Genomic DNA, 26,775 nt, shown 5'->3' on the forward strand with positions numbered 1-26,775 from the left:
CCCGGAGCCGTTCACTAGCCCACCTCTGCAAACCCTCTCCGCACACCCCGGCCGGTCCCTCCCCGACACCACGGGGAGGGACCGGCCGTTTCCGGCGCCGCCCCACCCTGCCGTGCCGACAGGACCCGCCCGCGAGCCGCCCCGGCGGCCACCGCTCGCGGTCCGGCGCTGACCGGTGCGCTGCCTCCATCGTGCCCATGGCGCTCACCCGGGAGCCCTCACCTGACCGCACGGGGAGTACGCAGGCCACGCGGGGCCCCGGAGCACGCGCCGGGCCCGGCTCCCGGGGCGCCCGGGCGCCGGGGCCGAGCGTAAGGTTTGCGGTGTGAACCCGCGACTGACTTTGCTCAGTACGGTGGCTCGCGGTGCCCCGGAGAGCGAAGTCTTCCGGCTGGCGCTCCAGCACTCCGTGGGTGAGCTGCGCGCCCTGGGCGGAATGATCCATCTCTGTGGTCCTACGTCCGTGTTGTGCCTGGCGTCGGCGGTCGGTCTGCCATCCGCCCTCACCCGCTCCTGGGAGATCATCGACCAGCAGAGCCCGCTTGCCCCGGCGCGTGCCCTGCGCCGGGGCACCGCTGTATGGCTGCCGCTGCCCCCCGGCGAAGCCGTCGACGTCTCAGGGCCCGGCACAGGCCAGGCCGCCCTGCCGGTGTTCGGCGGGGGCCGTGTCGTGGGCACCCTCACCGTTCTGACAGGTGACCGGAGCGAGCCCACCCCGGAGCACTGGGACTTCCTCCGGACCGTCGTCGCATGGGCCGAGGAGCGCATGTCCCAGGCTCCGAAGATGTTCGAATCCGCGCCGAAGGAACCCGACAGTGAGCCGCCCTGGCAGGGAGTGCCAGGCATCACGGTCGCCTGGTGGGACTGGAACCTCCAGACCGGTGAGCTGATCTGGGACGCGGCGATGATGGAGTTCTACGGCAGCAGACCGGCCGATTACACCGTGAAGATCCAGGACTGGATGCACGTTCTCCACCCCGACGACCTGGCACCCACGCTGGCGGAGGCGCAGCGGGCGATCCGCGACCACTCGGTGTACGAGGCCGCTTACCGGGTACGGCGGCTGGACGGCACGTATGCCTGGTCGCGGGCCCGCGGTTTGCCCACGTACGACGACCGGGGCCGGCCGTTCCGGATGGTCGGCGTGAGATGGGAGAGCAGCGAGTCGCCTTCCGCTCGGGACGCGCTCAGCCAGGCCCTTCGTCAGATGAGTGACGGTTTCCTGGCGGTGGACGCCGAATGGCGCATCATCTTCATCAACCTGGAAGCGGAACATGTGCTGGGTTTCTCCCCGGAGGAACTCTTCGGGCGTGTGCTGTGGGACCTGCCCGCCGCACGGTGGATCAAGGGCCTGGAGCGCCGCTGTCGGAAGGCCGCCGCCGAGGAGAAACCCGCCAGTTTTGATGTACGCATGCCGGACACGGGGCGTCGCTACCGGCTGCGGCTGGTCCCGGGGCCCGTGGGCTGCGCCTTCTACCTGACGGACGTCACCGAGAAACTGCGTATGCAGGAGGAGGGCCGGGCGGCCGAGCGTGCCGCGTCCGAGCGAGCGGCCCAGGTCATGGAGCTGACCGCGGCGCTCGCCAAGGCGACGACCTCACAGGACGTGGTGGACGCGGTCGCGCAGTGGGTGCTGCCACCGTTCGACGCCATCGGAGTCATGGTGCAGGTCATCGAAGGAAAGCGGCTCCTCGGTGTCGGAGCCGTCGGCTACGCGGACGACTTCCTCAACCTCCTGAACAGCCGCACCACAGCGGGCACCAGCCCGTCCTGGAATGTGGTCCGGTCCGGAGCACCGGCGTTCCTGTCCTCGCCGCAGGAATACGCCGCGTACTCGCCTGATCACGCCGACCTGCCCGGCATCGCCCACAAGCAGGCCTGGGCGTTCCTGCCGCTGACGGCGTCCGGTCACACCTTCGGAGTGTGCGTCGTGTCCTGGGACCGTCCGCATCGGCTCAGCGACGACGAGCGCTCATTGCTGACCACGATCAGCGCCCTCGTCGCGCAGGCCCTGGAGCGGGCCCGGCTCTTCGATGCCGAGCGCATCCGGTCCCGCGAACTCCAGCGCAGCCTGCTTCCCACCGGCCTGCCCGATCTGCCCGCATGCGTGACCGCCGCCCGTTACCTTCCCGCCGGGCAGGGCATGGACGTGGGCGGCGACTGGTACGACGTCATCCCGCTCTCCAGCGGCCAGGTCGCCCTGGTCGTCGGTGACGTCATGGGCCACGGCCTGCCCGAGGCGGCCGCCATGGGCCGCCTGCGCACGGCCGTCCACACCCTGGCCGACCTCGAACTGCCCCCCGACGAAATCATGGGGCACCTCAACGACATCGTCGGCGGCATGGGCGAGGAGTCGTACGTGACCTGCCTGTACGCGCTCTACGACTCCACCACCCAGGTCTGCTCCATCACCCACGCCGGGCACCCGCCCCCGGCCCTGGTACTCCCCGACGGCACCGTGCGGTTCCCGGAACTGGGCGCCGACCCGCCTCTGGGTGCGGCCGAGCCGCCGTTCCAGACGGTCGAGCTGACGCTGCCCGAAGGCACCCTGGTCGTGCTCTACACCGATGGCCTCGTCGAGTCGGCGAAACGCGACATCGACACGGGCATGGCGGACCTGGCCCGGCTCCTGCGTACCGCCCACGAGGACGGCAGCGACGCGGATCTGGAGCGCCTCTGCGACACTCTGACGGCCGGCCTGCTCCCCGCCGAGCACCAAGCGGCCGATGACACAGCGCTCCTCGTCGCCCGCCTCCACGCCCTGAACGCGGACAGGATGGCCTCCTGGCCGCTCACCGAGGACCCGAAGGCGGCCAGCCTGGCCCGCCGCCACGTCCGTGAGCAACTCTCCGCCTGGGGCCTGGACGACCTGATATTCACCACGGAACTGCTGGCCAGCGAACTGGTGGGCAACGTCGTACGCCACGCCAAGGGCCCGGTCAGACTGCGTCTGCTGCGCGGAGCCGAGCTGACCTGCGAGGTCTTCGACGGCAGCCTCACGATGCCCCGTATGCGCCGCGCCGCGGACACCGACGAAGGCGGCCGCGGGCTACAGCTGATCACGGCGCTCTCGCAACGCTGGGGCAGCCGCTACACGGCGAAAGGAAAGTGCATCTGGACCGAGCAGGCCCTGCACGGCCCGGACCGCCGCGGGAACCAGTCGTCCGATGCCCTGGAGCTGATGTTCCCGAGCGCGGACGGATTCGACACAGCAGGCGGAATCGACACAGCAGGCGGATCCGACGTGGACCCGACCGCGCCATCCTTCGGGGAGGGGGAGTAGGGGCTGCTTCGGGGCGCCCGCCCGCGAGCCGCCGCGGCGGCCACCGCTCGCGGTCCGGCGACCGCCCACCGTCCGGCAAGCCCTTCCATGAGGGCCTGGGTCATGGCCGGGTGCCGGGGTGGGGTGGTGGCACCCCGGATCGGGGTGCCCCTCCTGACAGGACGACGCTTGGCACTAGCCGCCGAGCTCGCCGGCCTTGACCGCGGAGACGAAACCCGCCCAGCCGACGAGGTCGAGGCGTACGACCGGACCGGGGTTCTTCGAGTCCCGAACGCCGATCGCCGTGGCGAAGGTGGTCACCTCGACGCAGTAGGAGTCCTCATTGAGGCTGTATGAGCTCTTTTGCCAGTCACCGTGCGGCGTGCGCTGGGGGTTCATCGCTGCTCCTCACGTCGGCAGCCCTCACGGCGGCCGCCGGTACCCACCTCATGATGGCGCACGCGCTGATCATTTTCGGGCTGTCCGGCAACCCGTCCCGGCCCGCTCGTGTCACCGCCCGGCCGCTCGTTCGCGGAGCTTTCGTCACCGCCCGCCCGCCAGTGCCTCGCGCACCCCGGGCTCCTTCGGGCCGAGGAAGTGGGGGTCCGGCCGGAACACCGCCTCCAGGGCCGCCTTGCCCGCCGCGAAGACCTCGCGGACGCCGCCGTAGTACCAGGTGACGTCGTGGTCGGCGGCCACGCCGACGCCGTAGGAGTCGATGCCCGCCGTCTCGCACAGCGCCACCGCGCGCCGGATGTGGAAGTCCTGGCTGATCAGCACGGCCCGGTCCACGCCGAAGATCTTCTTCGCCCGGACACAGGAGTCCCAGGTGTCGAAGCCGGCGTAGTCGCTGACGATGCGGTCGTCGGGCACGCCGTGCCGGGTCAGATAGGCGCGCATCGCGTCCGGCTCGTCGTAGTCCGCCCGGCTGTTGTCGCCGGTGACCAGGACGACCTCGATCCGGCCCGCCCGGTACAGCCGCGTCGCCGCGTCCAGCCGGTGCGCCAGGTACGGCGACGGCTCGCCGTTCCACAGGCCCGCGCCGAAGACGACCGCGACCTCGGCGCGCGGCACGTCCGCGGTGCTGCGCAGCCGGTCGGCCGTGGACAGATGCAGCCAGGTCGCCGGGGACAGCGCCAGCACGCACCCGGCCACCACACCCTGCACCAGCCGCCGCTGCCCGGCCCGGGTGCGCGGCAGGCGTGGCAGGCGCGGCCGACGGATCCTCATACGGTCTCCCCGTTCTCCCCGTTCTTCCCGGGCGGCTCGCCCCGGTCGGTTCCCGTCCTGGAGGACGCGGCACACGGTGATCCGGTTCGCCTCACACCGCGCGGCACGGACGCGTGATCCGCCGGAAAACGTCCGTGACCGCCGCGCAACGGGCCCGCAACCCGCTGCCGTCAGGATCTCTTCATGACGGCGTCGAACCAGCCCCGCGACGAGTCCCGCATCCGCCTCGACAACACGGCGCGCCTCAGTACGGCGTACCCCGGCGTGGCGCGCCTCAGCACGGCGCCCCTCATGCACGGCATCGGCGGTGAGCCGGCCGGTCGGCTCGGCCTGCCCGCGTGCGACGGCGGCTACCGTCCGGGCCCGCCCGCCCTGGTCCTCGTGGCGCACGGCAGCCGCGACCCGCGCGCGCCGCACACCGTCCGCGCGCTCCTGGAACGAGTACGGCGGCTGCGTCCCGCCGTGCCGATCCGGCTCGGCCACATCGAACTGAACGAGCCGCTGCTCCCCGACGCCCTCGCCGACCTCGGGACCGCCCCGGCGGTACTCGTCCCGCTGCTGCTCACCCGCGGCCACCACGTCAAGCGCGACATCCCGGAGGCGGTCGCCGCCACGGCCCCGCACGCGCGCGTGGCCGCCCCGCTCGGCCCGCACCCCCTGCTCGTGGACACCCTGTACGCCCGGCTCGTCGAGGCCGGCTGGCACACCCGGACGAGCGCGGCCGCCCGCCGCGGCAGCGGGGTCGTGCTCGCCGCCGCCGGTTCCCGGGACCCCGACTCGGCGGCCGACACCCGTCGCACGGCCCGCGTCCTCGCCGACCGCCTGGGCGTGCCCGTCGTCCCCGCCTACGCCTCGGCCGTGACGCCGACCGTGCCCGCGGCCCTGCGCGCGCTGGCCGCCCGCGGTCGGCACCGGATCGCGGTGGCCTCCTGCTTCACGGCCCCGGGCCGGTTCGCCACCCAGTGCGCCGAACAGGCCCCCTGGATTGCCTCCGCCCCGCTGGGCGCCCATTCGGCGATGGCCCGCCTGGTCCTGCACCGCTACGACCAGGCACTGGCGACGGCTACGGCGACGGCGGCGAGCGCGGAACCGGAACGGGCGTCGGTGTGAGACCGGCGGATGGACGCGCCCCCTGAGCCTCCCCCTGAGCCGTCCCCTGGGCCGCCCCCTGAGCGACTGCCGAAAGGTCGCCTTGACGCCGCCCGCGGAACCCCATGCTCCCCACGCCCCCGTAGACGCGCGGGCGTCCGCCCGCCACCCGATTGTCACGGTCGCCGCATACTGTCGAACCATGGCACCCGCACCCCCTGCCGGCTACGACCCGGCGTCGGCCGACCGCTGGGCCCCCGAACCCGACAAACGCCCCGGCCGCACCGCCTTCCAGCGCGACCGCGCGCGCGTGCTGCACTCCGCGGCGCTGCGCCGCCTGGCCGGCAAGACCCAGGTGGTGACGCCCGGCACCATGGGACCGGCCTGGGACGCCAGCCCGCGCACCCGGCTCACCCACTCCCTTGAGTGCGCCCAGGTCGGCCGCGAACTGGGTGCCGCCCTCGGCTGCGACCCCGACCTGGTCGAGGCGGCCTGCCTCTCCCACGATCTTGGCCACCCGCCCTTCGGGCACAACGGGGAGCAGGCACTCAACGCGTTCGCGCGGGACTGCGGCGGCTTCGAGGGCAACGCCCAGTCCCTCAGACTGCTCACCCGCATCGAACCAAAACGCTTCACCCCAGAGGGCTCCGTCGGCCTCAACCTCACCCGCGCGGTCCTCGACGCGGCGACCAAGTACCCCTGGCCGCGCGGCGCCCACCCCACCGACCCCGCCTCGCCCAAGTTCGGGGTGTACGAGGACGACCGGCCGGTCTTCGACTGGATCCGCAAGGAGACCCCCGGCACCCGCACCTGCTTCGAGGCCCAGGTCATGGACTGGTCCGACGACGTGGCGTACTCGGTGCACGACGTCGAGGACGGCCTGCACGCCGGCCATATCGACCCCGGCAGCCTGCGCGCCGGACCGGAGCGCCGGTCGGTGTTCGAGGTCGCCGTCGGCCGGTACGTGCCCGCGGACACCGACCCCGCCGAACTGGCCGCCGCCCTGGACCGGCTCCAGGACCAGGAGTGGTGGCCACATGGCTACGACGGCACCGCGGTCGCCCAGGCCCGCCTCAAGGACGCCACCAGCCAGCTCATCGGCCGGTTCTGCCTGGCCGCCGAGGGCGCCACCCGGGCGGCCCACGGCAGCGGGCGGCTCACCCGGTACGGCGCCGAACTCGTCGTACCCCGGCAGACCCGGATGGAGTGCGCGGTCCTCAAGGCGGTCGCCGACCGGTATGTGATGCAGCGCGCCGAACAGGAACGGCTCCGCGCCGACCAGCGCGTCGTCGTCGCCGAACTGGCCGAGGCGCTCACCGCGCGGGCCCCCGACGGCCTGGACCCGCAGTTCCGCGTCCTGTTCGGGACGGCACCGGACGACAGCGCCCGCAAGCGGGTGATCGTCGACCAGATCGCCTCGCTCACCGACGCCTCGGCGCGCTCGTTGCACGCGCGCCTGACGGGACGGACGTGACCGACGCGTGAGACTGGTGTGACGTATCTGACACGGACGTGACCCTCCGTGGCCTGATCGGGTCACTCCCCCTTCCCGCTCCACGCTCCGTGCGGGACGCTCGCATGTGGCGGCACGCTCATGAGGAGGCATCAAGTGGTCGACGCGGACCAGACATTCGTCATCGTCGGAGGCGGCCTGGCCGGGGCCAAGGCGGCCGAGACCCTCCGGACGGAGGGCTTCACCGGGCGGGTGATACTGATCTGCGACGAACGCGACCGCCCCTATGAGCGCCCACCACTGTCCAAGGGCTATCTGCTCGGCAAGGAGGAACGCGACAGCGTCTTCGTGCACGAGCCCGCCTGGTACGCGCAGAACGACGTCGAACTGCACCTCGGCCAGACGGTCGACGCGATCGACCGCGCCGCGAAGACCGTCCGCTTCGGCGACGACGGCACCCTCGTCCACTACGACAAGCTGCTCCTCGCCACCGGCGCCGAGCCCCGCCGCCTCGACATCCCCGGCACCGATCTCGCGGGCGTCCACCATCTGCGCCGCATCGCCCACGCCGAGCGGCTCAAGGGCGTACTCGGCGCGCTCGGCCGGGACAACGGCCATCTGGTGATCGCGGGCGGCGGCTGGATCGGCCTGGAGGTCGCGGCGGCGGCCCGCCAGTACGGCGCCGAGGTCACCGTGGTCCAGACCGCGCCAACCCCGCTGCACAGCGTCCTCGGCCCCGAACTGGGCAACGTCTTCGCCGAACTGCACCGGGAGCACGGGGTCCGTTTCCGCTTCGGCGTCCGCCTCACCGAGATCATCGGCCAGGACGGCATGGTCCTCGCCGCCCGCACCGACGACGGCGAGGAGCACCCGGCGCACGACGTCCTCGCCGCCATCGGCGCGGCCCCGCGCACCGCGCTGGCCGAGTCGGCGGGCCTGGAGATCGCCGACCGGGCACACGGCGGCGGCATCGTGGTGGACGAGCGGCTGTGCACCTCCGACCCCGACATCCACGCGGCCGGCGACGTGGCGTCCTTCCCGCTCGCCCTGTTCGGCACCCGGCTGCGGGTGGAGCACTGGGCCAACGCCCTCAACGGCGGCCCCGCCGCGGCCCGCGCGATGCTCGGCAGGGATGTGGTCTACGACCGCATTCCCTACTTCTTCACCGACCAGTACGACCTGGGCATGGAGTACAGCGGCTGGGCGCCGCCCGGCTCGTACGACCAGGTCGTGATCCGCGGGGACGCCGGCAAGCGGGAGTTCATCGCGTTCTGGGTGAAGGAGGGCAGGGTGCTGGCGGGGATGAACGTCAATGTGTGGGACGTCACAGAACCCATCCAGCAGCTGATCCGCTCCAGGGCCCAGGTGAACACGGAGCGCCTGGCGGATCCGCATGTGCCGTTGGCTGCGCTCGCTTGAGCGTCTGCCGTCGTCCGTCGTCCGGCGGCTGCGGGGCGTCGGTGGTTGCTCGCGCCGTTCCCCGCGCCCCTTTGGGGCGCGCTGCACATGCCCCAGGGGTGTCGGCGCGTCCCCGTAGAATTCACGCGTGGCAGGACGGATCAATGACGAGGACGTGAAGGCGGTACGGGACGCGGTCCCGATCGACGCCGTGGTGTCCGAGTACCTCCAGCTGCGCAACGCCGGCGGCGGCAACCTCAAGGGCCTGTGCCCCTTCCACGACGAGAAGTCGCCGTCCTTCCAGGTCAGTCCGAGCAAGGGGCTCTTCCACTGCTTCGGCTGCCAGGAGGGCGGCGACACCATCACGTTCGTGATGAAGGTCGACCACCTCTCCTTCTCGGAGGCGGTCGAACGCCTCGCCGCCCAGGCCGGCATCACCCTGCGCTACGAGGAGGGCGGATACAACCCGGCCCACCAGCGCGGCGAGCGGATCCGCCTGGTCGAGGCCCACAAGATCGCCGCGCAGTGGTACGCGGAACAGCTCGCCACAGGCCCCGAGGCCGAGACCGGCCGGATCTTCCTCGCCGAGCGTGGCTTCGACCAGGCCGCCGCCGTGCACTTCGGCGTCGGCTACAGCCTTCAGGGCTGGGACCACCTCACCCGCTATCTGCGCGGCAAGGGCTTCACCGACAAGGAACTGGTCCTCTCCGGCCTCTCCCAGGAGGGCCGCCGCGGCCCCATCGACCGGTTCCGGGGCCGTCTGATGTGGCCGATCCGGGACATCGGTGGCGAGGTCGTCGGCTTCGGCGCGCGCAAGCTGTACGAGACGGACAACGGCCCCAAGTACCTCAACACCCCCGAGACGGCCATCTACAAGAAGAGCCATGTCCTGTACGGCATCGACCTGGCGAAGAAGGAGATCGCCAAGAGCAGCCGCGCGGTGGTCGTCGAGGGCTACACCGATGTGATGGCCTGCCATCTGGCCGGGGTCACCACGGCCATCGCCACCTGCGGCACGGCGTTCGGCGGCGACCACATCAAGATCCTGCGCCGCCTGCTGATGGACAACGGCTCGGCGCGGGTGATCTTCACCTTCGACGGGGACGCGGCGGGCCAGAAGGCCGCGCTGCGTGCCTTCGAGGACGACCAGAAGTTCGCCGCCGAGACCTATATCGCCATCGCGCCGGACGGCATGGACCCCTGCGAGCTGCGCCTGGCGAAGGGCGACGAGGCGGTGGCCGACCTGGCCGAACCCCGCACCCCGCTCTTCGAGTTCGCGCTCCGCCAGATCGTCGACCGCTACGACCTGGACACCCCGGCGGGCCGCGCGTCCGCCCTGGACGAGGCCGCGCCCGTCGTCGCCCGCATCAAGAACAGCGGCGCGCAGCACGAGGTCGCGGTCGAACTGGCCGGCCTGCTCGGCATCCTGGACAGCCAGTTCGTGGTCAAGCGGGTGGCCCAGCTGGCACGTTGGGCGCGCGAGCGCGGCGGTGCCGGCCGGGCCCCGGCGCCGGCCCGCGGGCCGCGGCAGCCGTACGAGGCGGCGGCCCCGCGCCGGACCGGCTCCGGCCCCGCCCTCAACCTCCGCAACCCGGTCTACGCCACGGAACGCGAACTGCTCAAACTCGCCCTCCAGCGCCCGGAGTTGGTCTCCCCGACGTTCGACGCGTACGGCGTGGACGAGTTCACCGCCGCCCCGTACGCGGCCGTCCGCCAGGCCGTCATGGAGGCGGGCGGCGCCGAGTACGGCGTCCAGGACCCGCAGGAGTTCCTGGTCCGGGTCCGAGAGGCGGCCCCGGACGACACCGTACGCGCGATGGTCACGGAACTGGCCGTCGAGGCCATCATGCGCCGCACGGTCGACGAGATCTACGCGGGCGAACAGCTGGTGACCGTCCGCCGCCGGGCCGTCGAGCGGCGGATCCAGGAGATCCAGTTCACCGTCCGCCGCCTGGAGGCGGGCGGCGACCCCGCCCAGCTGGCCGCCGTCCGCAACGAACTCTGGGTCCTCCAGCAGTACGACCAGACCCTGAAGGTCCAGGGCGCCGCCGCGCTGTGACCACCGTCAGCCCTGCGGCGACTCGGGCGGTTCGATACCGAGGTGCGCGGCGATGGCCCCGAGCTGTTCCATCATCGCGACCTGACCGGACACCAGAGCACCGAGCAACTTGCTGTGCTCCGTGAGTGTCTTGGTGAGTTCTGCGAATGACTCGGTGAGCTCCAACTGCGTCTGCCGCAGAGCCTGCATCAGTTGGGCATCGGCCCGCCGCAGCTCCTCGATCTCGCCCATGCTTTCCGTCCTGCCCTGGCTCAGCGGGTCCAGTTTTCCCCGGCCATCAGTCCGATGGTCAAACGAGCTGAGTAATCGGCCGGTCACGGAACGGGCGCAAAAAGTCATCGCACGCCCCTCGTGGCGGTGATGTGTCTTACCCCACACTGGGAAGCGGTGCCTGAGTCCCCGGAGCGCGGCCGATCCGTCCCCCACGGGTCCCCCATCCCCGCGGTTCCGCTCATCACGTACGGGACGGACCGCGGCGAGGCCGTCGACTCCGCCCCCGAAGTACCGCTGCCGCACACCCGGGCAGCGATCATCCTGGAGGTCGCCCCCGTGCAGACCCAGACCCTCGCCCAGACCGACATCAGCCCGACGGGCGCGCCGGACACGCCGGATGCCGGGAACGGCGTCATCGTGGCCGTGCCCCCGCAGAGCCGCGTCGCGCTGCACCCCGAGACCGAGCCGGACGGCCCGGCCGAGCCCGCCGAGCCACGAGCCGAGCCACGAGCCGAGACGCTCACCGAGGCGCCGGAGTCCGCCGAACCGCCCGCCGCCCGCGCCGAGACCGCCGGCCCCACCTCCGACCTGTTCCGCCAGTATCTGCGCGAGATCGGCCGCATCCCGCTGCTCACCGCGGCCGAGGAGGTCGAACTCGCCCGCCAGGTCGAGGCCGGACTGTTCGCCGAGGAGAAGCTCGGCAACACCCCCGACCTGGACAGCCAGCTCGCCCTCGACCTGGACCGGCTGGTCGTCATGGGGCGGGTGGCCAAGCGGCGGCTGATCGAGGCCAATCTGCGTCTCGTGGTCTCCGTCGCCAAGCGGTACATCGGCCGCGGGCTGACCATGCTCGACCTCGTGCAGGAGGGCAACCTCGGCTTGATCCGGGCCGTGGAGAAGTTCGACTACGCCCGCGGCTACAAGTTCTCCACGTACGCCACCTGGTGGATCCGGCAGGCCATGTCCCGTGCCCTCGCCGACCAGGCCCGCACCATACGGGTGCCCGTGCATGTGGTCGAACTCATCAACCGGGTCGTCCGGGTGCAGCGCCGCCTGCTCCAGGAACGCGGTCACGAGCCCACCCCGGACGAGGTCGCCGCCCACCTCGACCTGCCGCCCGAGCGGGTCGGCGAGGTGCTGCGGCTCGCCCAGGAACCGGTGTCGCTGCACGCGCCGGTCGGCGAGGAGGACGATGTCGCCCTCGGCGACCTCATCGAGGACGGCGACGCCGCGAGCCCCGTGGAGTCCGCCGCCTTCCTGCTGCTCAGGGAGCACCTGGAGGCGGTGCTGTCGACGCTGGGGGAGCGCGAACGGAAGGTCGTCCAGCTCCGCTACGGGCTGGCCGACGGGCGGCCCCGCACCCTGGAGGAGATAGGGCGCATCTTTGGCGTCACCCGGGAGCGGATCCGGCAGATCGAGTCCAAGACCCTCAACAAGCTGCGCGACCACGCCTTCGCCGACCAACTGCGGGGCTACCTCGACTGAACGGGGCCGCTCACCTCACGGCGAGCGGCCCCCCTGTACGACGGTGTCCGGTCAGTCGACCTCGGCGACCGCCTGCGCGAACTGCGCCTTGTACAGCCGCGCGTAGGCACCGTCGGCCGCCAGCAGCTCGGCGTGCGCGCCCTGTTCGACGATCGAACCGTTCTCCATGACGAGGATCGTGTCCGCGTCCCGGATGGTGGAGAGCCGGTGGGCGATGACGAACGAGGTCCGGCCGTGCTGGAGCTTCGCCATCGCCTTCTGGATCAGCACCTCGGTACGGGTGTCGACGGAGCTGGTCGCCTCGTCGAGCACCAGGATCACCGGGTCGGACAGGAACGCCCGCGCGATGGTGATGAGCTGCTTCTCACCGGCGCTGACCCCCGTGCCCTCGTCGTCGATCACTGTGTCGTAGCCCTCCGGCAGGGTGCGGACGAACCGGTCGGCGTGGGCCGCCCGTGCCGCCTCCTCGATCTCGCCCCGGGTGACCTCGCGGGTCGCCCCGTACGCGATGTTGTCCGCGATCGTGCCGCCGAACAGCCAGGTGTCCTGGAGCACCATGCCGATGCCGGAACGCAGTTCGTCCCGGGACATCCGCGCGATGTCGACGCCGTCGAGGGTGATGCGTCCGCCGGAGACGTCGTAGAACCGCATGAGCAGATTGACCAGCGTGGTCTTGCCCGCGCCGGTCGGGCCGACGATCGCGACCGTGTGACCGGGCTCGACCTTCAGCGACAGGTCCTCGATCAGCGGCTTGTCCGGGTCGTAACGGAAGGACACGCCCTCCAGCGCCACCCGGCCGCGCAGCTCCGTCGGCCGCTCGCCGGGCACCGGATCCACCTCCTGCTCCTCCGCGTCCAGGAGTTCGAAGATCCGCTCGGCCGAGGCGACGCCCGACTGCACCAGGTTCGCCATCGAGGCGACCTGGGTCAGCGGCATCGAGAACTGCCGCGAGTACTGGATGAATGCCTGCACATCACCGATCGACAGCGAGCCCGACGCGACCCGCAGACCGCCGACGACCGCCACCAGCACATAGTTGAGGTTCGAGACGAACATCATCAGCGGCTGCATGACCCCGCTGTTGAACTGCGCCTTGAACCCGGCCTCGTACAACGCGTCGTTCTGCTCGGCGAACTGCTTCGCCGACTCCTCCTGCCGCCCGAACACCTTCACCAGGGTGTGCCCGGTGTACATCTCCTCGATGTGCGCGTTCAGCGTGCCGGTCGAGCGCCACTGCTGCACGAAGTGCGGCTGGGAGCGCTTGCCGACCCGGGTGGCGACCACGAACGACAGCGGCACGGTGACGAGCGCGACCAGCGCCAGCAGCCACGACACCCAGAACATCATCGCCAGTACGCCGATGATGGTGAGCAGCGAGTTGATGAGCTGCCCCATCGACTGCTGGAGCGTCTGCCCGATGTTGTCGATGTCGTTGGTGGCCCGGGAGAGCACCTCGCCGCGCTGGCGCTTGTCGAAGTACGACAGCGGCAGCCGCGACAGCTTCATCTGCACCGACTCGCGCATCCGGAACATCGTGCGGTTGACGGCCCGGTTCACCAGCCGGGTCGCCACCGCCATCAGCAGACCGGCCACCAGAAAGGTGCCCAGCGCGAACAGCAGGACGTCGCCGACGGCGCCGAAGTCGATGCCCCGGCCCGGGGTGAAATCGGTGCTCTTCAGCATGTCCGCGATGGCGCCCTCGCCCCGCTCGCGCATGGACTGGAGCACCTGCTCCTTGGTGGCCCCGGCCGGCATCTGGCGGCCGATGATGCCCGCGAAGATCAGGTCGGTGGCCCGGCCGAGGATCTTCGGGCCGATCACGCTGAGGCCCACGCTGACGACCACGCACAGCAGCAGGCCGTAGATCGTGAGGCGCTCGGGCCGGAACTGGGCGATGAGCCGCTTGCTCGACGCTTTGAAGTCCATCGACCGCTGGTCCGGGCCTGCCCCGGCCATCATGCGTCCCATGGGACCGGCCATCAGGCAGCCTCCGCTTCCGTGAGCTGGGAGAGCACGATCTCCCGGTAGGTCTCGTTGCCCGCCATCAGCTCGTGGTGGCGGCCGGTGCCGACGACCCGGCCCTCGTCCAGGACCACGATCCGGTCGGCGTCCCGGATGGTCGCCACCCGCTGGGCGACGATCACCACGGTGGCCTCGGCGGTCTCCCGGGCGAGCGCGCGGCGCAGGGCGGCGTCGGTGGCGTAGTCGAGGGCGGAGAAGGAGTCGTCGAAGAGGTAGATCTCCGGGCGCTGGACGAGCGTACGGGCGATGGCCAGCCGCTGGCGCTGACCGCCGGAGACATTGGTGCCGCCCTGCGCGATCGGCGCGTCGAGGCCGCTCTCCAGCTGCTCCACGAAGCCCTTGGCCTGCGCCACCTCCAGCGCCTGCCACAGCTCCTCGTCGGTGGCGTCCGGATTGCCGTACCGCAGATTGGTGGCGACCGTGCCGGCGAACAGATACGGCTTCTGCGGCACCAGCCCGACCGTCCTGGCGAGCAGCGCCGGATCGACGCTCGCCACGGGCACGCCGTCCACGAGCACCTCGCCGTCGGTGGCGTCGAACAGCCGCGGGACCAGCCCGAGCAGCGTCGACTTGCCGCTGCCCGTGGAGCCGATCACGGCGGTGGTCTGGCCCGGCAGGGCCACCAGGTCGATGGAGCGCAGCACCGGCTCCTCGGCGCCCGGGTAGCGGAACCCGGCCCCGCGGATCTCCAGATGCCCGTGCCGGCGCAGCTGAGTGACGGGCGCCGTCGGCGGCGCCACGCTCGACTCGGTCTCCAGGACCTCCTGGATGCGCTCGGCGCAGACCTCCGCCCGCGGCACCATCATGAACATGAAGGTGGCCATCATCACGGACATCACGATCTGCATCAGATAGGCGAGGAACGCGGTCAGGTCGCCGATCGCCATCTGGCCGCTGTCGATGCGGTGTGCGCCGAACCACACGACCGCGATCGAGGAGACGTTCACCACGGTCATGACGATCGGGAACATCAGCGCGAGCATCCGCCCGGTGGCCAGCTGCATGTCGGTCAGCTCGGAGTTGGACTTGCGGAACCGGTCCTGCTCGTAGGTGTCCCGGACGAAGGCGCGGATGACCCGGTTGCCGGTGATCTGCTCGCGCAGCACCCGGTTCACCGTGTCCAGCCGCTCCTGCATGGACCGGAACAGCGGACGCAGCCGACGCACGATCAGCGTCACGCTGATGCCCAGCACCGGAACGACCGCGACCAGGACCGCGGACAGCGGGACGTCCAGGCCGAGGGCGAGGATGATGCCGCCCACGCACATGATGGGCGCGGACACCATCAGCGTGAACGTCATCAGGACCAGCATCTGGACCTGCTGCACATCATTGGTCGTACGGGTGATCAGCGAGGGCGCCCCGAAGTGGCCCACCTCGCGCGCGGAGAAGGACTGCACCCGCCCGAAGACGCCGGCCCGCACGTCCCGGCCGAGTGCGGAGGCGGTCTTCGCGCCGTAGTACACGGCGCCGATGTTGCACACGACCTGTGCGAGGGAGATACCGATCATCAGCGCGCCGAAGGACAGGATGTAACCCGTGTCACCCTTCACGACGCCGTTGTCGATGATGTGCGCGTTGAGCGTAGGCAGATAGAGAGTGGCGCTGGTCTGCAGGAGTTGCAGCAGCACCAGGAGAACTATGGGTTTCCTGTAGGGCCTGAGATAGGTCCGCAGAAGTCGTATGAGCACGCTGGGTCTCTTTGCGTCGGCGGTGGGGGCTGGTCGGTGCGCCCTTGGCCCCTATCGTCGGACACTCCACCCGCGTTACCTCAACTGATTAATCGGGTGGCGGGTCCGGTAAGAAAACGACACGGAAACGACACAGAAGAGATGCGCGAGCGACGCGGGAGCGACGCGGAAGTAATGCCCCCTATGCCTGGAACGCCCCGGGATGGGTCTGTTCCCGTACCGACACGAACTGCTGACGCACCGCCTGCCCCACGGCCAGCTCGTCCCCCGGCTCCAGAACCTGCGCCGCCGCGCCCTGCCAGGCGGGCGGGGTGCGCGCATCGAGGGAACCCTGGGAGACGCCCAGCGCCCAGGCGGCCTGCCGGGCGGCGCCGATCGCGGCGTAGTCGGCGGGCTGCGGCACGACGACCTGCACACCGAACAGCGAGGGCGCCGCTGCCTGCACCGCGGACAGCTCGGCCGCCGGACCGAGCAGGAAGACCCGGCGCACCTCGACGCCCCGCCCGCGCAGCACGTCCAACGCGTCCGCGAGACCGCACAGCATGCCCTCGAAGGCGGCCCGTGCCAGATGCTCCGGCTTCATCGACTCGCGCCGCAGCCCCGCCAGGGTCCCGGCGGTGTGCGGCAGGTTCGGGGTCCGCTCGCCCTCCAGATAGGGCAGCAGCACCAGCCCGTGCGCCCCCGGCGTCGACTTCATCGCCAGCTCGGACAGGCCCTCCAGGTCGGGCAGGCCGAGCAGTTCGGCGGTGCCGCGCAAGCTCCGTACGGCGTTCAGGGTGGTGACGACCGGCAGATGCAAGCCGGTGGCGTCGGCGAGCGAAGTGATCATCCCGGACTGGTCGGTGAGCGCCTCCGGGTGGACCGCCATCACGGAGCCCGAGGCGCCCAGCGACACCACGGCGTCCCCGAGACCGATACCGAGCCCGAAGGCGGCGGCCATCGTCTCCCCGGTCCCGGCGGAGATCAGCAGCCCCTCCGGCGTCGTACCGGCCGCGTCCGCCGGGCCGATCACTTCGGGGAGCACGGCATGGTGACCGAGCGCCAGCTCGATCAGGTCGGGCCGATAACCGCCGGTGGCCGCCGACCAGTACCCGGTCCCGGAGGCGCCGCCCCGGTCGGTGGTCCGCCGGACCGGCCGGCCGAGCAGCTGCCACACCAGCCAGTCGTGCGCCTGGACCAGGAGGGCGGTGCGCAGCGCGTTCTCGGGTTCGGACCGGGCGAGCCAGCGCAGCTTGGTCACCGGATGCGCGGCCTGCGGCACAGAGCCCACCGCCTGCGCCCACGCCTCCCGCCCGCCGAGCGCGTCGATCAGGTCGGCCGCCGCCATCTGCGCCCGCTTGTCGCCGCCCACCAGCGCCGGGCGCACCGTGTTGCCCTGTGCGTCGAGCGGGATCAGCGCGTTCTGCTGCGCGGAGACGCCGATGGCCTGCACGCCCTCCAGCAGTCCGCCGCCGGCCGCCTCCCCCAGGGACAGCAGCCATGCCTGCGGGTCGATGTCGGAGGGACGCCCGCCGCCGGGATCCTCCACGGGGTGCGGCGCATAGCCCTGCCGGAGTACGGCCCCCGTGTCCGTGTCGCAGACGACGATGCGAGTGAAATCGGGCGAGCTGTCCAACCCGGCGACTATCCCCATGACCGGAATTCTGCCGTATCGCGGCGCTTGCTTTGGCCGTGTGCGGTTCAGCGCCGCCGGAGCTCCCCGCCGGGCACCGGGAGGACGCCGGTCAGGTGTTGCTGGTGCCCCAGTCGTCCTCGCCGGAGCCGTCGGCCGCGCGCTCCCGCAGGGTGCGCACCCGGTGGGCCACCGAGTCGGGCATGCGGTCGCCGACCTTGTCGCCGACGGTGTGCAGCGCCCGGCCCGCGAGCTGCCGCCCCTGCTGGGCGGCCGTCTCCGCGGTGTTGCGGACGGCGGGGTTCTGCGCGAACTGCCGAGCGGACTTCTTCAGCTGCTCGTAACGCTCGCGCCCGGCCCTCGTGCCCAGTACGTAGCCCAGGGCGAGTCCGGCGACGAACGTGAGCCGGTAGCGCATGGTGGCCACCCTTCCCTTGCATTGGTCTGCTGTGCGGCATCGGCGCGGGGGAGTACGGATTGGCGGAGCACCCCCCTGCTTGCGCTAATGTATGTGTCGCAGCGAGCGCGCGCCCCCTGGGGGATACCCGGGAGGTACGTTCGAGGCGACGAGGCATTCCTCCGTAGCTCAATTGGCAGAGCAGCCGGCTGTTAACCGGCAGGTTACTGGTTCGAGTCCAGTCGGGGGAGCTCGGTCCTCCGTAGCTCAATTGGCAGAGCAGCCGGCTGTTAACCGGCAGGTTACTGGTTCGAGTCCAGTCGGGGGAGCATGCTGAACGAGGGCCCCGAAGGGGTCCTTTTTCATGTCCGCTCCATTTCCCGGGAACCACCCGGCCCGGTGCGGAGTCCTCAAGGTCAGGTAAGCCGACCATCCGAGGCAGGAGATCGTATGAGCGGCTATGCTGCGGCAGACGGGCGCGCACACTTGTACGCGACACGCCGCTATGGGGCGGTAGCTCAGCCGGTTAGAGCAGCGGACTCATAATCCGTCGGCCGTGGGTTCGAGTCCCACCCGCCCCACCGAGGCAGCTCGGAGCAGGAACGTTTTCACCTGCGGCAGAGCGTCAGCCCCTCCAGACTGGAGGGGCTTTCGTCGTCTTTGAAGATCGTTAGCTCGGCCGAAGCTCAACCGAGACGTAGACGATCACGACGGCCGGGGGTCCCCAAGCGACTCGCCGACATGCCGGCGGGACAACGCCCCAACAGTCGAACGACAGAAGGCATCCGTCCGGCGATCCGGCCCAGACATGGAGCGGCCCCGGCCGGATCGGCGTCCGGCCGGGGCCGTCGAGCGTTCAGGTGCGTGCGTGGACGATGAGGGTGCCGATGTGCCCGGGTTTCGGGGCGTCCAGCTCGGTCGCCTCGGCGGTGGCGAATCCGGCCCTGAGCAGAAGCCGCTCGCACACGGCGGGCTTGTAGCTGTATCGGTAGGTGAACGTGGCCTTCCCGGCGAAGCCGCCCTTGTACATGCCCTGGGGGCCGTAGGCGGCGGGGATGGCCGGCGGCTGGGAGAAGACGAAGACGCCGCCCGGGGCCAGGTGCTCGCGGACGAGGGGGAACAGGCGGGACGGGTCGGTGAACCAGGCCGCGCCGAAGATCGAGTACACGGCGTCGTAGCGGGCCTCGTCGGTGGCCGGCCAGTCCAGGATCTCCCCCTGCTCGATTCGCACGCCGAGCGGCGCCCACTTCTCGCCTGCGCGCTGCACCATGCGCGGCGACAGGTCGACGCCGGTGGCCTTGGTGCCCAGTTGGGCGAGATGGGCCAGGGCGCGGCCGGTGCCGATCTCCAGTACGGATTCCGGGGTGCCCAGCAGTTCGGGGCCGGGGCCGTGGCCGGCGTACTGGGTCCAGCAGAACGACGGCTCGGCGTCTGGATCGAACGCGCTCTCGGCATAGGCGTTCCAGAGTTCGGTCTCGGCCGGGATGTCGTGCGGTACGGGCACAGCGGGTTCCTCTGATCGGTGGGATGCGGGAGCCCTGGCCCTCGGGGAGCTGTGAGGGCGGGGGCGACTGTAGCGGGCTCAGTGGCTGTCGGGGACCTTGTCATCGCACGGCGAGCAGTCCGCGCCGTCGATCGCCCACAGCTCCTCGTCGACCGGCCGGCCCTGGCTCTTCAGGAAGTCGCCGGTGCGCAGGCACAGGCCGTCGCGACGCCGCTTGATGAAGGGGGCGTGGTGCTTGAACCGGCCGCCGTTGTAGAGGCGGCAGATGCCACTTCCTGTGCGTGGCTGGGTCGCAGGTGCCGACGATCTCGACCTGGCAGACGTTGAGGGTGTTCGTCTCCACCCCGCCGGCCGCGTTCACCAGCGCCCGGGAGGAGACGTCGAAGTCGACGTGCTGGTACCGGACGAGCCGCTCGGCGGTGAAGTCCGGCTTGGCGGTGAGGTCGGGTGTCACCGTGCCGCCGCTGTAGGACGGCAGCGAGGTGCCTTCCGTGGTGTGCCAGACGATGACGTTCGACTCCATGGAGGAGCCGGGGTGCTTCGAGCCGTACCAGTAGGCAGTAGATGCGCCCAGGTAACGCTGCGGGCCGGACTTGGTCATGTGGCCTCCAGACAGGACGAAGGCCCCGCATGAGCGGGGCCTCGGGTGTCTGTGGTGCTCACTGCTGCACGGTGCCGTCCAGGGCGTCGGCGACCTTCAAGGCCAGGCGCTTGCTGTCGTTGCGGGCGCCTGGTCCGTCGGTGGGCAGGCTGACCGCCCAGGTGTCGCCGGTGACCGCTACGCCGCCGAAGCTCTTGGAGAGCGGGATCCACGCAGCGAGGGCCTCGGGGTTGGGGAACATGTTGATGCCCGCGTTGCCAGGCGTCGCCTTGCCGGTCTGGTCGGCGACGGTGAAGTCGTAGGCGGTGCCGCCGACTTTGGTGATGTGGCTCTCTGCGGTCTGTTTCTGCGGCTTGGAGGCGGTGAGCCCTGCGGCTGTCAGCGCGTCAGCGATGTCCTGTGCGCTGTCGTAGTGGCGGGTGCCGGGTGGGGTGTTGGAGGCCGGTGTGCCGGCGGTGCTGGGCTTCGCGTCGGCGTGATGGTGCGGGTGTTCATGGTCCCCCAGGGTGTTCTGGTCTGAGGGGCATCATGCGCCGTGTGTGGGCAGGGTGTCGGCAGTGTGGCTGTGTTGCGATGCTGAGAACCACTGCCGGACGCTCTTGGCGTGCGACGAGTTGCATGCCCTATATGTCCGATTAGGCTGGTGGTACCGAAATGACCAGCAAAAGGCAAAGGGGTGTGGTCATGATCGGCAACTACTCGAAGCGATCCATCGTTTCAGCGTCAGCTCTGCTCCTCGCGTTCGCACCGGTTGGCCTCCAGCAGGCCGCGGCGGTCACGCCCAGCCAGACTCACGCCAGCGCGTCGGCGGCGGTCTCCAGCACGGATGATTACCGGAGGGGCTTCCAGGCGGGCTTCCGGACCGGGTATTCGGACGCCAGGGATGACTGCAAGATGGAGCGCGGTCAGCAGCACGGGCACGGGTTCAGCAGGGCGGGCGACTACACCCGCGGTTGGGCCAATGGCTACAGTGCCGGGTTTGCCAGGGCAGAAGCCCGGTACTGCTGAGCCTGTCAACACCCCGGCTACGGGCGGTGGTTCGATGCTCATCTGGTGAGTGACGCTCGCCGTTCGGGAAGTCGTTGACGATGGCGATGGTGCACCGTCGCTCGCGGCTTCCCGGGCCGTGGCAAGGGCCTGGTCGGACCAGAAAGTTTCCTGTGGCGTGCGCGTCACAGACCCTCCTCGCGGTCTTCAGCCCGCTGGATTCGGGCCAGTTCGACGTAGGCGCCGAGAACCTGGTTCGCGTACCGGGCCTGCTGCTCGCGGTCGAGTAGGGACCACATCCGCACGCCGGCCGCTTCGGGCAACCCGTCGGGGTAGCGCTGCTCGACCTGGAGGAAAGCGGCGTACAGGTCGGACTGGTGGAACCCGTGGACGACCTCCGTGAACTCCTCCCTGCGGCGCTGAACTTCGACGGGGCGCGCTCCAGCTGGTGGCCAAGCGAGAGCCATGACTCGTGCAGTGGTCGACCGGAAGAGGTGGCGCCGCAGGTGGCGTGCCACCACGCGTAGAAGATGCGGGTGATCTTCCGTCCGGCGGCCGGGCATCCGCTCGGCCGTGTCGGCGAACTGGCGGAACGTCCCGGCGACCGTGCGGGCCTGCTCGGGCGTGAAGTCCCCCTGACCGATGCACACGGGCGGGGTTGTTTCGGACAGGTGCAGGAGCCGGGCGTCAACCACGTCCTCGCCCTGCGGGCTGAGGATCTTCACGTCCGCGCCCGGCGGGTCTCGGTGCGTGCGTACGTCGTGCAGGCGCGCGGGTACCAGCACCCGCTTCCGGGGCATCCCTGACGATGTCGCAGACGCGGTCGCCGTTCGGCTCGAACGGTCCCGGATCAGCCAGGTGAGCCGGGCCGCCGGTTCTCCATGGTCATCGAAGAGCCGGTGCTCTCCTGCCAGTTGGGTGACGCAGCCGTGATGGCCGCTCAACTCGGATACCCCCTCGCTGCGGAGCATGGTCGTGTACGGGCAGAGGCGCATGGGCCCTCATTCTCAAGGTGGTTGAAGCCCTGGCCTGACCGCTGAGGGTGCGAAAGGTGCCGAGGGGTGGGTGTGTCCCTCCCATGGCGCCGGAGCGCTGTCGCCCGGCGCCGGGGCGCCGTTGGCGTGGCGCGGTATTCCGGGTCGGCGGGCTTCAGCAGGGGTCGGGCGGGGCAGGACGATCAGGACGAGGCACTGGGAAGCATGAGGAGGGCGCCATGGAACGCCGGATCCGTGTTCGTGTCAGCCGCCGGCCCGCCGCCCCCCGCGGCCAGGAGATCGACCGCAGGACTCCTTCGGGGCGGATCCTGCCGTACTGAGCGGATCCTGCCGTACTGAGCGGGACGGCGTGGCCCGGCGCTTCACAGCGCCGACTGCCAGGTCTCCGTCGTGCCCGTGGGGCCGTCCGGTGTCCCTCCGGCCGTCTTCTCTCCGTCGTCGCGGACGGTCAGCCGTACCGCGGCACGGCCGTCCGGGCGGGTCGCCCGTGCGTCCACCGTGACCTCGATGCGGGAGACGCCACGGCGCCCTGACGCGGCGGTGAGGGCGCGGCGCAGGGCGGTGAGCAGGCGCTCGGCCACCTGGTCGGGGACGCGGGTCTCGACGGCGCCGACGAAGTGCGTGGAGGGCGGGAAGCCGAGCAGCGCGGCGGCGCCCGCCGTCTCCCTGAGCACCTTCCCACGGAAGGTGACCGGGGCCTCGGACGGCGGCTGTTGGAGGGTGAAGATGGCGGTACGGACCTCCTGGACGGTCGACTGTAGTTCGTCCACGGCCCGGCCCAGCGTCTCGTGCACCCCGTCGTCCGGGTCGGCCCTGCGCCGCGTGGACTCCAGCATCAGGCCCGTGGCGAACAGCCGTTGGACGACCAGGTCGTGCAGGTCACGGGCGATCCGGTCGCGGTCCTCGTAGACCGCGAGGCGCTCCCGGCCGTGCTGTGCGTCGGCCAGCACCAGGGCGAGGGCCGCATGGGCGGCGAACTGGGTGGCCAGCAGCCGTTCCACGGGCGTGTAGGCGCGGTCGCCGCGGCGGCGCGGGAGGGCGAGCGTGCCGATCAGCCGCCCCTCCGCCTGGAGCGGCAGCATCATGCTCGGTCCGAACCGGTGCCGCACATGCGTGGTCATCCGCGGGTCCGTCGCCGAGTCCTCGATGAACACCGGTTCCCCGCCGAGCAGTTGGTCCAGGACGGCGCTGCCCGGTTCGATGGTCGTGCCGACGATGCCCGCGGGGTCGTCGTGGGTGGCGGCCGCCACGATCTCCATGCCGCCCTCCGGGGTCGGCTGGAGGACCACCCCGGCCGAGGCGTCGGCCAGCAGCCGGGCCCGCTCGGCGACCGTCATCAGCGCATCGCCCGCGCTCCGGCCGGTGAGCAGCGCCGTGGTGACGGCCGCCGCGCCCTCGATCCAGCGCTCACGCTGCCGGGCCGCCTCGTACAGGCGGGCGTTGCCGATGGCGATGCCCGCCTGGACGGCCAGTACCCGCAGCACCTGTTCGTCCTGCGCGGTGAACGGGCCGCCGCCGCGCTTGCCGGCGAGATGGAGCCGCCCGAAGTCCTCACCGTGCACCAGGATCGGCACATGGAGGGCGCCGGTCCGCTGCCGGTCCGGCACCGGCCGGTCCGTCGTACGGATCGGAGCGAGCCCGTCCTGGCCGGGGTCGGTCGTGTCCAGGGCGGCGTACCGGGCGCCGGTCAGCTCGGCGGCGCCGTCCACGATGCGCTGGAGGGTGCCGGGCAGCTCCAGCTCGGAGCCGACCCCGAGGACGGTCTCCAGCAGGGACGGCAGGCGGGGCAGGGGATCGTCGGTCATCGGGCCGCGGCACGGTTCCGGCTCAGGCGGCCAGCGGGTCCAGGACCAGCGGCTCGATCTTGCCCTCCAGCATCGCGCCGAGGCCCTGGACGGCGCACACGTCGGGCCGTTCGGCGATGTTCACCGGCATCCCGGTCGCCTCCCGCAGCATCTGGTCGAGGCCGGGCAGCAGCGCGGAGCCGCCGACCATCACGATCCCGACGTCGGCGAGGTCGGCGACCAGGTCGGGCGGACAGTCCCGCAGCACCTTGCCGATGCCGTCGAGCACGGCCGTGAGCGGGGTCTGGATGGCGCCGCGCACTGCGGCTGTGTCGACCCGCACGCTGCGCGCGAGACCGGTGGCCACGTCCCGGCCGTGGATCTCGGTGGACGCCGGGCCGTGCGAGGTCAGGCCGTTGCCGGACAGGGCCAGTTGCAGGGGCCGTACGGACTGGCTGGGCAGTATCAGCTCATGCTCGTGCCGCAGCAGCTGCACGATCGCGTGGTCGACGGCCTCCCCGCCCACCGGGATCCGTTCGGCGGTGACGATCGAGCCGAGCGAGAGCACCGCGACCTGGGTGGCGGCGGCCCCGCACACGACGATCATCGTGCCCTGTGCGCGTTCCACCGGCAGACCGCAGCCGACGGCGGCGGCGATCAGCGTGTCCACGAGTTCGACGCGCCGGGCGCCGAGACCGGCGAGCGTCTCGATCGTCGCCCGCTGGGCCAGCGGATCGGCGTCGTGCGGGGTGCAGGCCGCGGCGCGCAGCCATGTCTTGCGGCGCAGCGCGCGGCGGATCTTGTCGCCGAGGAGATGGCGCAGCATCCGCTGGGCCATCTCGATGTCGACGACGGTGCCGCCGGAGACCGGCCGTACGACCCGGATGTAACCGGGGGTGCGTCCCGTCATCTTCTCCGCCAGCTCGCCCACCGCGATGAGCGCGCCGGTGCGGGTGTTCACGGCGGCGGCGGAGGGCTGGTCCACGACGAGGCCGACGCCCCTCACATAGACGCGGGTGCGGGCCGCGCCCAGATCGACGGCGAAGTGGCAGCGGCGCAACTGCTCCAGGCTGACGGTCACGGCAGATCCTCCCGAGTGCGCGGGCCGTGGAGGTGCCGCCGGATGGTGGACCTCTTACGTATCCTCTGCGCGCGACACGGACGGCGCCTTCTGGAGAGGGCCGTGCGGGGGGCCGCCGAATGGGGGGTTCGGCGCGTGGGCCTTGCGCTCCGGGTGCCGGTGCCTTTACTCCGGCTACTCCGGCGGGGTGATCGTTGGATGTCTCTGGCGGGTGACGCTCGCGGTCGGCGGTTCCGCCCATCGAGCGGTTCCGGGCCGGGGGCGGTCCGCCGTGTTGCGCGTGCCGCGGGGCGCCTTCGACCGCCATGGCCGTACGTTCGCTCCCCGGGGTCGGCTCCCGCAGGGGTCGGCTTGTGTTGTGTGTCGGTCAGGAGTCGCCCAGGGCACGCTTCATGATCTTGCCCATGTCGTTGCGGGGCAGCGCCGCCAGGTGGCGGACGACGCGCGGGCGCTTGTGCGGGGCCAGGCGGCGGGCCACGTGGTCGGCCAACTCCTCGGTTCCGGGCGGGGACTGGGCATCCGCGGGTACGATCCACGCCACGATCCGCTCGCCCAGGTCGGCGTCCGGCTCTCCGGTGACGGCCGCCTCGCGCACCCCCGGATGCTCCAGCAGCGCGTTCTCGATCTCCCCGGCGCCGATCTTGTAACCCCCGCTCTTGATCAGGTCGGTGGCCTTCCGGCCGACGATGCGGATATAGCCGTCGGCCTCGCGCACCGCCATGTCACCGGTGCGGAACCAGCCGTCCGCGGTGAAGGCGGCGGCGGTGGCGTCGGGCCGGTTGAGGTACTCGGTGAACAGGTTCGGGCCGCGCACCTGGATCTCGCCGACGGTCTCCCCGTCGTACGCCGCGAGGACCGTGCCGTCCTCCTCCACCAGCCGTAGCTCCACGCCCGGCAGCGGCACCCCGACGGTGCCCGCGCGGGGCTCCCCGTCGGCCCGCACGCTCGTGTTCATCAGCGTCTCCGTCATGCCGTACCGCTCGATCACCCGCTGCCCGGTCGCGGCCGTGATCCGTTCGTGGTCGTGCACCGGCAGCGCGGCCGAGCCGGAGACCAGCAGCCGTGCCCGGCCCAGCGCCTTGGCCAGCCCGGGGTCCTCGGGCAGCGCCTCGGCGACGCGGTGGTACATGGTCGGCACCCCGAAGAGCATGGTTGCGCCGTCGTTCAGCTCCCGGGCAACGCCCTGGGTGTCGAACCGCCCCAGATGTCGCACCGAGCCGCCGCGCCGCAGCGGACCGAGGACGCCGAGGACCAGGCCGTGCACATGGAACAGCGGCAGCCCGTGCACCAGCACGTCGTCCGCGGTCCACTGCCAGGCGTCGGCCAGCGCGTCCAGGGTGGCGGCGACCGCGCGGCGGGGCAGCACCGCGCCCTTGGGCGGGCCGGTGGTGCCGGAGGTGTAGACGACCAGCGCGGGGTCGGCGTCCGCCGGGCGGTGCTCCGGGACGTCCCCGTCGCCGTGCGCGTCCACGTCGACCCGCGCCAGGCCCTCCAGCGGCGCCGGGAGCCGGGCGCCGGGCGCGGCCAGCACCAGGGAGGGCGAGCTGTCGGAGAGGATATGGGAGAGTTCGCCCTCCCCGGACTTCGGGTTGAGCGGCACGGCGGCCACCCCGGCGAGCAGCGCGCCCACCACCCCGACGGCCGTCTCCAGCTCCGGCGTCGCCCACACGGCCACCCGGCCTGCGCCGCGGACCCCGGCGGCCACGGCGCCCGCGGCGGCGCCCAGTTCCGCGTACGTCAGCGACCGCTCGCCGAACCGCAGGGCGACGCGCTCACCCGGACGGCCCGCCAGGGCCGGAAAGAGAAGGGACACGCGGCGCACTCCTTACCCGTCGGGGAGCACCGGCACAGCGCTCCGCACGCTCCTGTGGTATCGACTGGTATCGACGGTAGAGGATCAAGCCGCCCTCGG

At 71.4% G+C, this 26,775-nt stretch carries 19 protein-coding genes, 3 tRNA genes and 2 pseudogenes; 11 read left to right on the forward strand and 13 right to left on the reverse strand.

Going from position 1 to position 26,775, the window contains the following annotated elements:
- The first annotated feature begins 325 nt into the window (after positions 1–325).
- Complete coding sequence (locus ACWEKM_RS32955; protein ID WP_451624933.1) at positions 326–3,283, forward strand: SpoIIE family protein phosphatase; 2,958 nt, start codon at positions 326–328, stop codon at positions 3,281–3,283.
- Between the two features lie 174 nt (positions 3,284–3,457).
- On the opposite strand, the gene ACWEKM_RS32960 is transcribed toward ACWEKM_RS32955, so the two are convergent.
- Together ACWEKM_RS32960 and ACWEKM_RS32965 are read right to left on the reverse strand one after the other, a co-directional pair.
- Complete coding sequence (locus ACWEKM_RS32960) at positions 3,458–3,661, reverse strand: DUF397 domain-containing protein (RefSeq protein ID WP_451624934.1); 204 nt, start codon at positions 3,659–3,661, stop codon at positions 3,458–3,460.
- A gap of 144 nt (positions 3,662–3,805) precedes the next feature.
- A complete protein-coding gene (locus ACWEKM_RS32965) occupies positions 3,806–4,492 on the reverse strand; it encodes a SanA/YdcF family protein (protein ID WP_451624935.1) in 687 nt (228 codons plus the stop codon).
- Positions 4,493–4,675: 183 nt separating this feature from the next.
- Between ACWEKM_RS32965 and ACWEKM_RS32970 the strand changes: the two genes are divergently transcribed.
- The 4 genes from ACWEKM_RS32970 (at position 4,676) to dnaG (ending at position 10,491) form a co-directional block, all read left to right on the forward strand.
- Positions 4,676–5,602, forward strand: a complete 927-nt coding sequence (locus tag ACWEKM_RS32970) for a sirohydrochlorin chelatase (RefSeq protein WP_451624936.1) — start codon at positions 4,676–4,678, stop codon at positions 5,600–5,602.
- A 181-nt stretch (positions 5,603–5,783) separates the two neighbouring features.
- Entirely contained in the window at positions 5,784–7,055 is a 1,272-nt protein-coding gene (locus tag ACWEKM_RS32975) for a deoxyguanosinetriphosphate triphosphohydrolase (protein WP_451624937.1), read from the forward strand.
- Positions 7,056–7,190: 135 nt separating this feature from the next.
- Positions 7,191–8,453 (forward strand): NAD(P)/FAD-dependent oxidoreductase, encoded by a 1,263-nt coding sequence (locus ACWEKM_RS32980; RefSeq protein WP_451624938.1) that lies wholly within the window; start codon positions 7,191–7,193, stop codon positions 8,451–8,453.
- 127 nt (positions 8,454–8,580) lie between these two features.
- Positions 8,581–10,491 carry a DNA primase gene (gene dnaG / locus ACWEKM_RS32985; RefSeq protein ID WP_451624939.1) on the forward strand — a complete coding sequence of 637 codons (1,911 nt, stop codon included), beginning with the start codon at positions 8,581–8,583 and terminating at the stop codon, positions 10,489–10,491.
- A gap of 6 nt (positions 10,492–10,497) precedes the next feature.
- Here the strand turns inward: dnaG and ACWEKM_RS32990 are convergent, their stop codons facing one another.
- A complete protein-coding gene (locus tag ACWEKM_RS32990; protein WP_451624940.1) occupies positions 10,498–10,722 on the reverse strand; it encodes a hypothetical protein in 225 nt (74 codons plus the stop codon).
- A gap of 156 nt (positions 10,723–10,878) precedes the next feature.
- Between ACWEKM_RS32990 and ACWEKM_RS32995 the strand changes: the two genes are divergently transcribed.
- A complete protein-coding gene (locus ACWEKM_RS32995; protein WP_451624941.1) occupies positions 10,879–12,189 on the forward strand; it encodes an RNA polymerase sigma factor in 1,311 nt (436 codons plus the stop codon).
- A 51-nt stretch (positions 12,190–12,240) separates the two neighbouring features.
- Here ACWEKM_RS32995 and ACWEKM_RS33000 read toward each other — a convergent pair whose 3' ends face one another.
- From ACWEKM_RS33000 to ACWEKM_RS33015, 4 genes are all read right to left on the reverse strand, one after another.
- Positions 12,241–14,169 (reverse strand): ABC transporter ATP-binding protein, encoded by a 1,929-nt coding sequence (locus ACWEKM_RS33000; protein ID WP_451624942.1) that lies wholly within the window; start codon positions 14,167–14,169, stop codon positions 12,241–12,243.
- Positions 14,169–15,902 carry an ABC transporter ATP-binding protein gene (locus ACWEKM_RS33005; protein WP_451624943.1) on the reverse strand — a complete coding sequence of 578 codons (1,734 nt, stop codon included), beginning with the start codon at positions 15,900–15,902 and terminating at the stop codon, positions 14,169–14,171. The genes ACWEKM_RS33000 and ACWEKM_RS33005 overlap by 1 nt, the downstream gene beginning before the upstream one ends.
- Positions 15,903–16,083: 181 nt before the next feature.
- Positions 16,084–17,535 (reverse strand): FGGY family carbohydrate kinase, encoded by a 1,452-nt coding sequence (locus ACWEKM_RS33010; RefSeq protein WP_451624944.1) that lies wholly within the window; start codon positions 17,533–17,535, stop codon positions 16,084–16,086.
- Positions 17,536–17,626: 91 nt separating this feature from the next.
- Positions 17,627–17,932, reverse strand: coding sequence for a YtxH domain-containing protein (locus ACWEKM_RS33015; protein WP_451624945.1), 306 nt, complete (start codon positions 17,930–17,932; stop codon positions 17,627–17,629).
- 157 nt (positions 17,933–18,089) lie between these two features.
- On the opposite strand from ACWEKM_RS33015, the gene ACWEKM_RS33020 reads away from it, so the two are divergent.
- The 3 genes from ACWEKM_RS33020 (at position 18,090) to ACWEKM_RS33030 (ending at position 18,492) form a co-directional block, all read left to right on the forward strand.
- Positions 18,090–18,162, forward strand: a tRNA-Asn gene (locus tag ACWEKM_RS33020).
- 5 nt (positions 18,163–18,167) lie between these two features.
- Positions 18,168–18,240, forward strand: a tRNA-Asn gene (locus ACWEKM_RS33025).
- A 178-nt stretch (positions 18,241–18,418) separates the two neighbouring features.
- Positions 18,419–18,492: transfer RNA gene (locus ACWEKM_RS33030), tRNA-Ile, on the forward strand.
- A 275-nt stretch (positions 18,493–18,767) separates the two neighbouring features.
- Here ACWEKM_RS33030 and ACWEKM_RS33035 read toward each other — a convergent pair.
- The 3 genes and pseudogenes from ACWEKM_RS33035 to ACWEKM_RS33045 form a co-directional block, all read right to left on the reverse strand.
- Positions 18,768–19,415 (reverse strand): class I SAM-dependent methyltransferase, encoded by a 648-nt coding sequence (locus tag ACWEKM_RS33035; protein WP_451624946.1) that lies wholly within the window; start codon positions 19,413–19,415, stop codon positions 18,768–18,770.
- A 78-nt stretch (positions 19,416–19,493) separates the two neighbouring features.
- Positions 19,494–19,682 (reverse strand): annotated as a pseudogene (locus ACWEKM_RS33040) (hypothetical protein); the annotation flags it as partial.
- A 392-nt stretch (positions 19,683–20,074) separates the two neighbouring features.
- On the reverse strand, positions 20,075–20,257 hold the full coding sequence (locus tag ACWEKM_RS33045; protein WP_451624947.1) for a hypothetical protein: 183 nt from the start codon (positions 20,255–20,257) through the stop codon (positions 20,075–20,077).
- Between the two features lie 443 nt (positions 20,258–20,700).
- Between ACWEKM_RS33045 and ACWEKM_RS33050 the strand changes: the two genes are divergently transcribed.
- Complete coding sequence (locus ACWEKM_RS33050) at positions 20,701–21,024, forward strand: hypothetical protein (protein ID WP_451624948.1); 324 nt, start codon at positions 20,701–20,703, stop codon at positions 21,022–21,024.
- Between the two features lie 857 nt (positions 21,025–21,881).
- Positions 21,882–22,043 (forward strand): annotated as a pseudogene (locus ACWEKM_RS33055) (transcriptional regulator); the annotation flags it as partial.
- Between the two features lie 317 nt (positions 22,044–22,360).
- On the opposite strand, the gene ACWEKM_RS33060 reads toward ACWEKM_RS33055, so the two are convergent.
- The 3 genes from ACWEKM_RS33060 to ACWEKM_RS33070 all read right to left on the reverse strand — a co-directional run bounded on the left by ACWEKM_RS33060 (position 22,361) and on the right by ACWEKM_RS33070 (position 26,676).
- Positions 22,361–23,803 carry a sensor histidine kinase gene (locus ACWEKM_RS33060; protein WP_451624949.1) on the reverse strand — a complete coding sequence of 481 codons (1,443 nt, stop codon included), beginning with the start codon at positions 23,801–23,803 and terminating at the stop codon, positions 22,361–22,363.
- A 22-nt stretch (positions 23,804–23,825) separates the two neighbouring features.
- On the reverse strand, positions 23,826–24,863 hold the full coding sequence (locus ACWEKM_RS33065) for a rod shape-determining protein (protein ID WP_451624950.1): 1,038 nt from the start codon (positions 24,861–24,863) through the stop codon (positions 23,826–23,828).
- Positions 24,864–25,230: 367 nt separating this feature from the next.
- Positions 25,231–26,676, reverse strand: a complete 1,446-nt coding sequence (locus ACWEKM_RS33070; RefSeq protein WP_451624951.1) for an acyl-CoA synthetase — start codon at positions 26,674–26,676, stop codon at positions 25,231–25,233.
- Positions 26,677–26,775 lie beyond the last annotated feature (99 nt).

This window comes from Streptomyces sp. NPDC004752, from assembly GCF_053601275.1.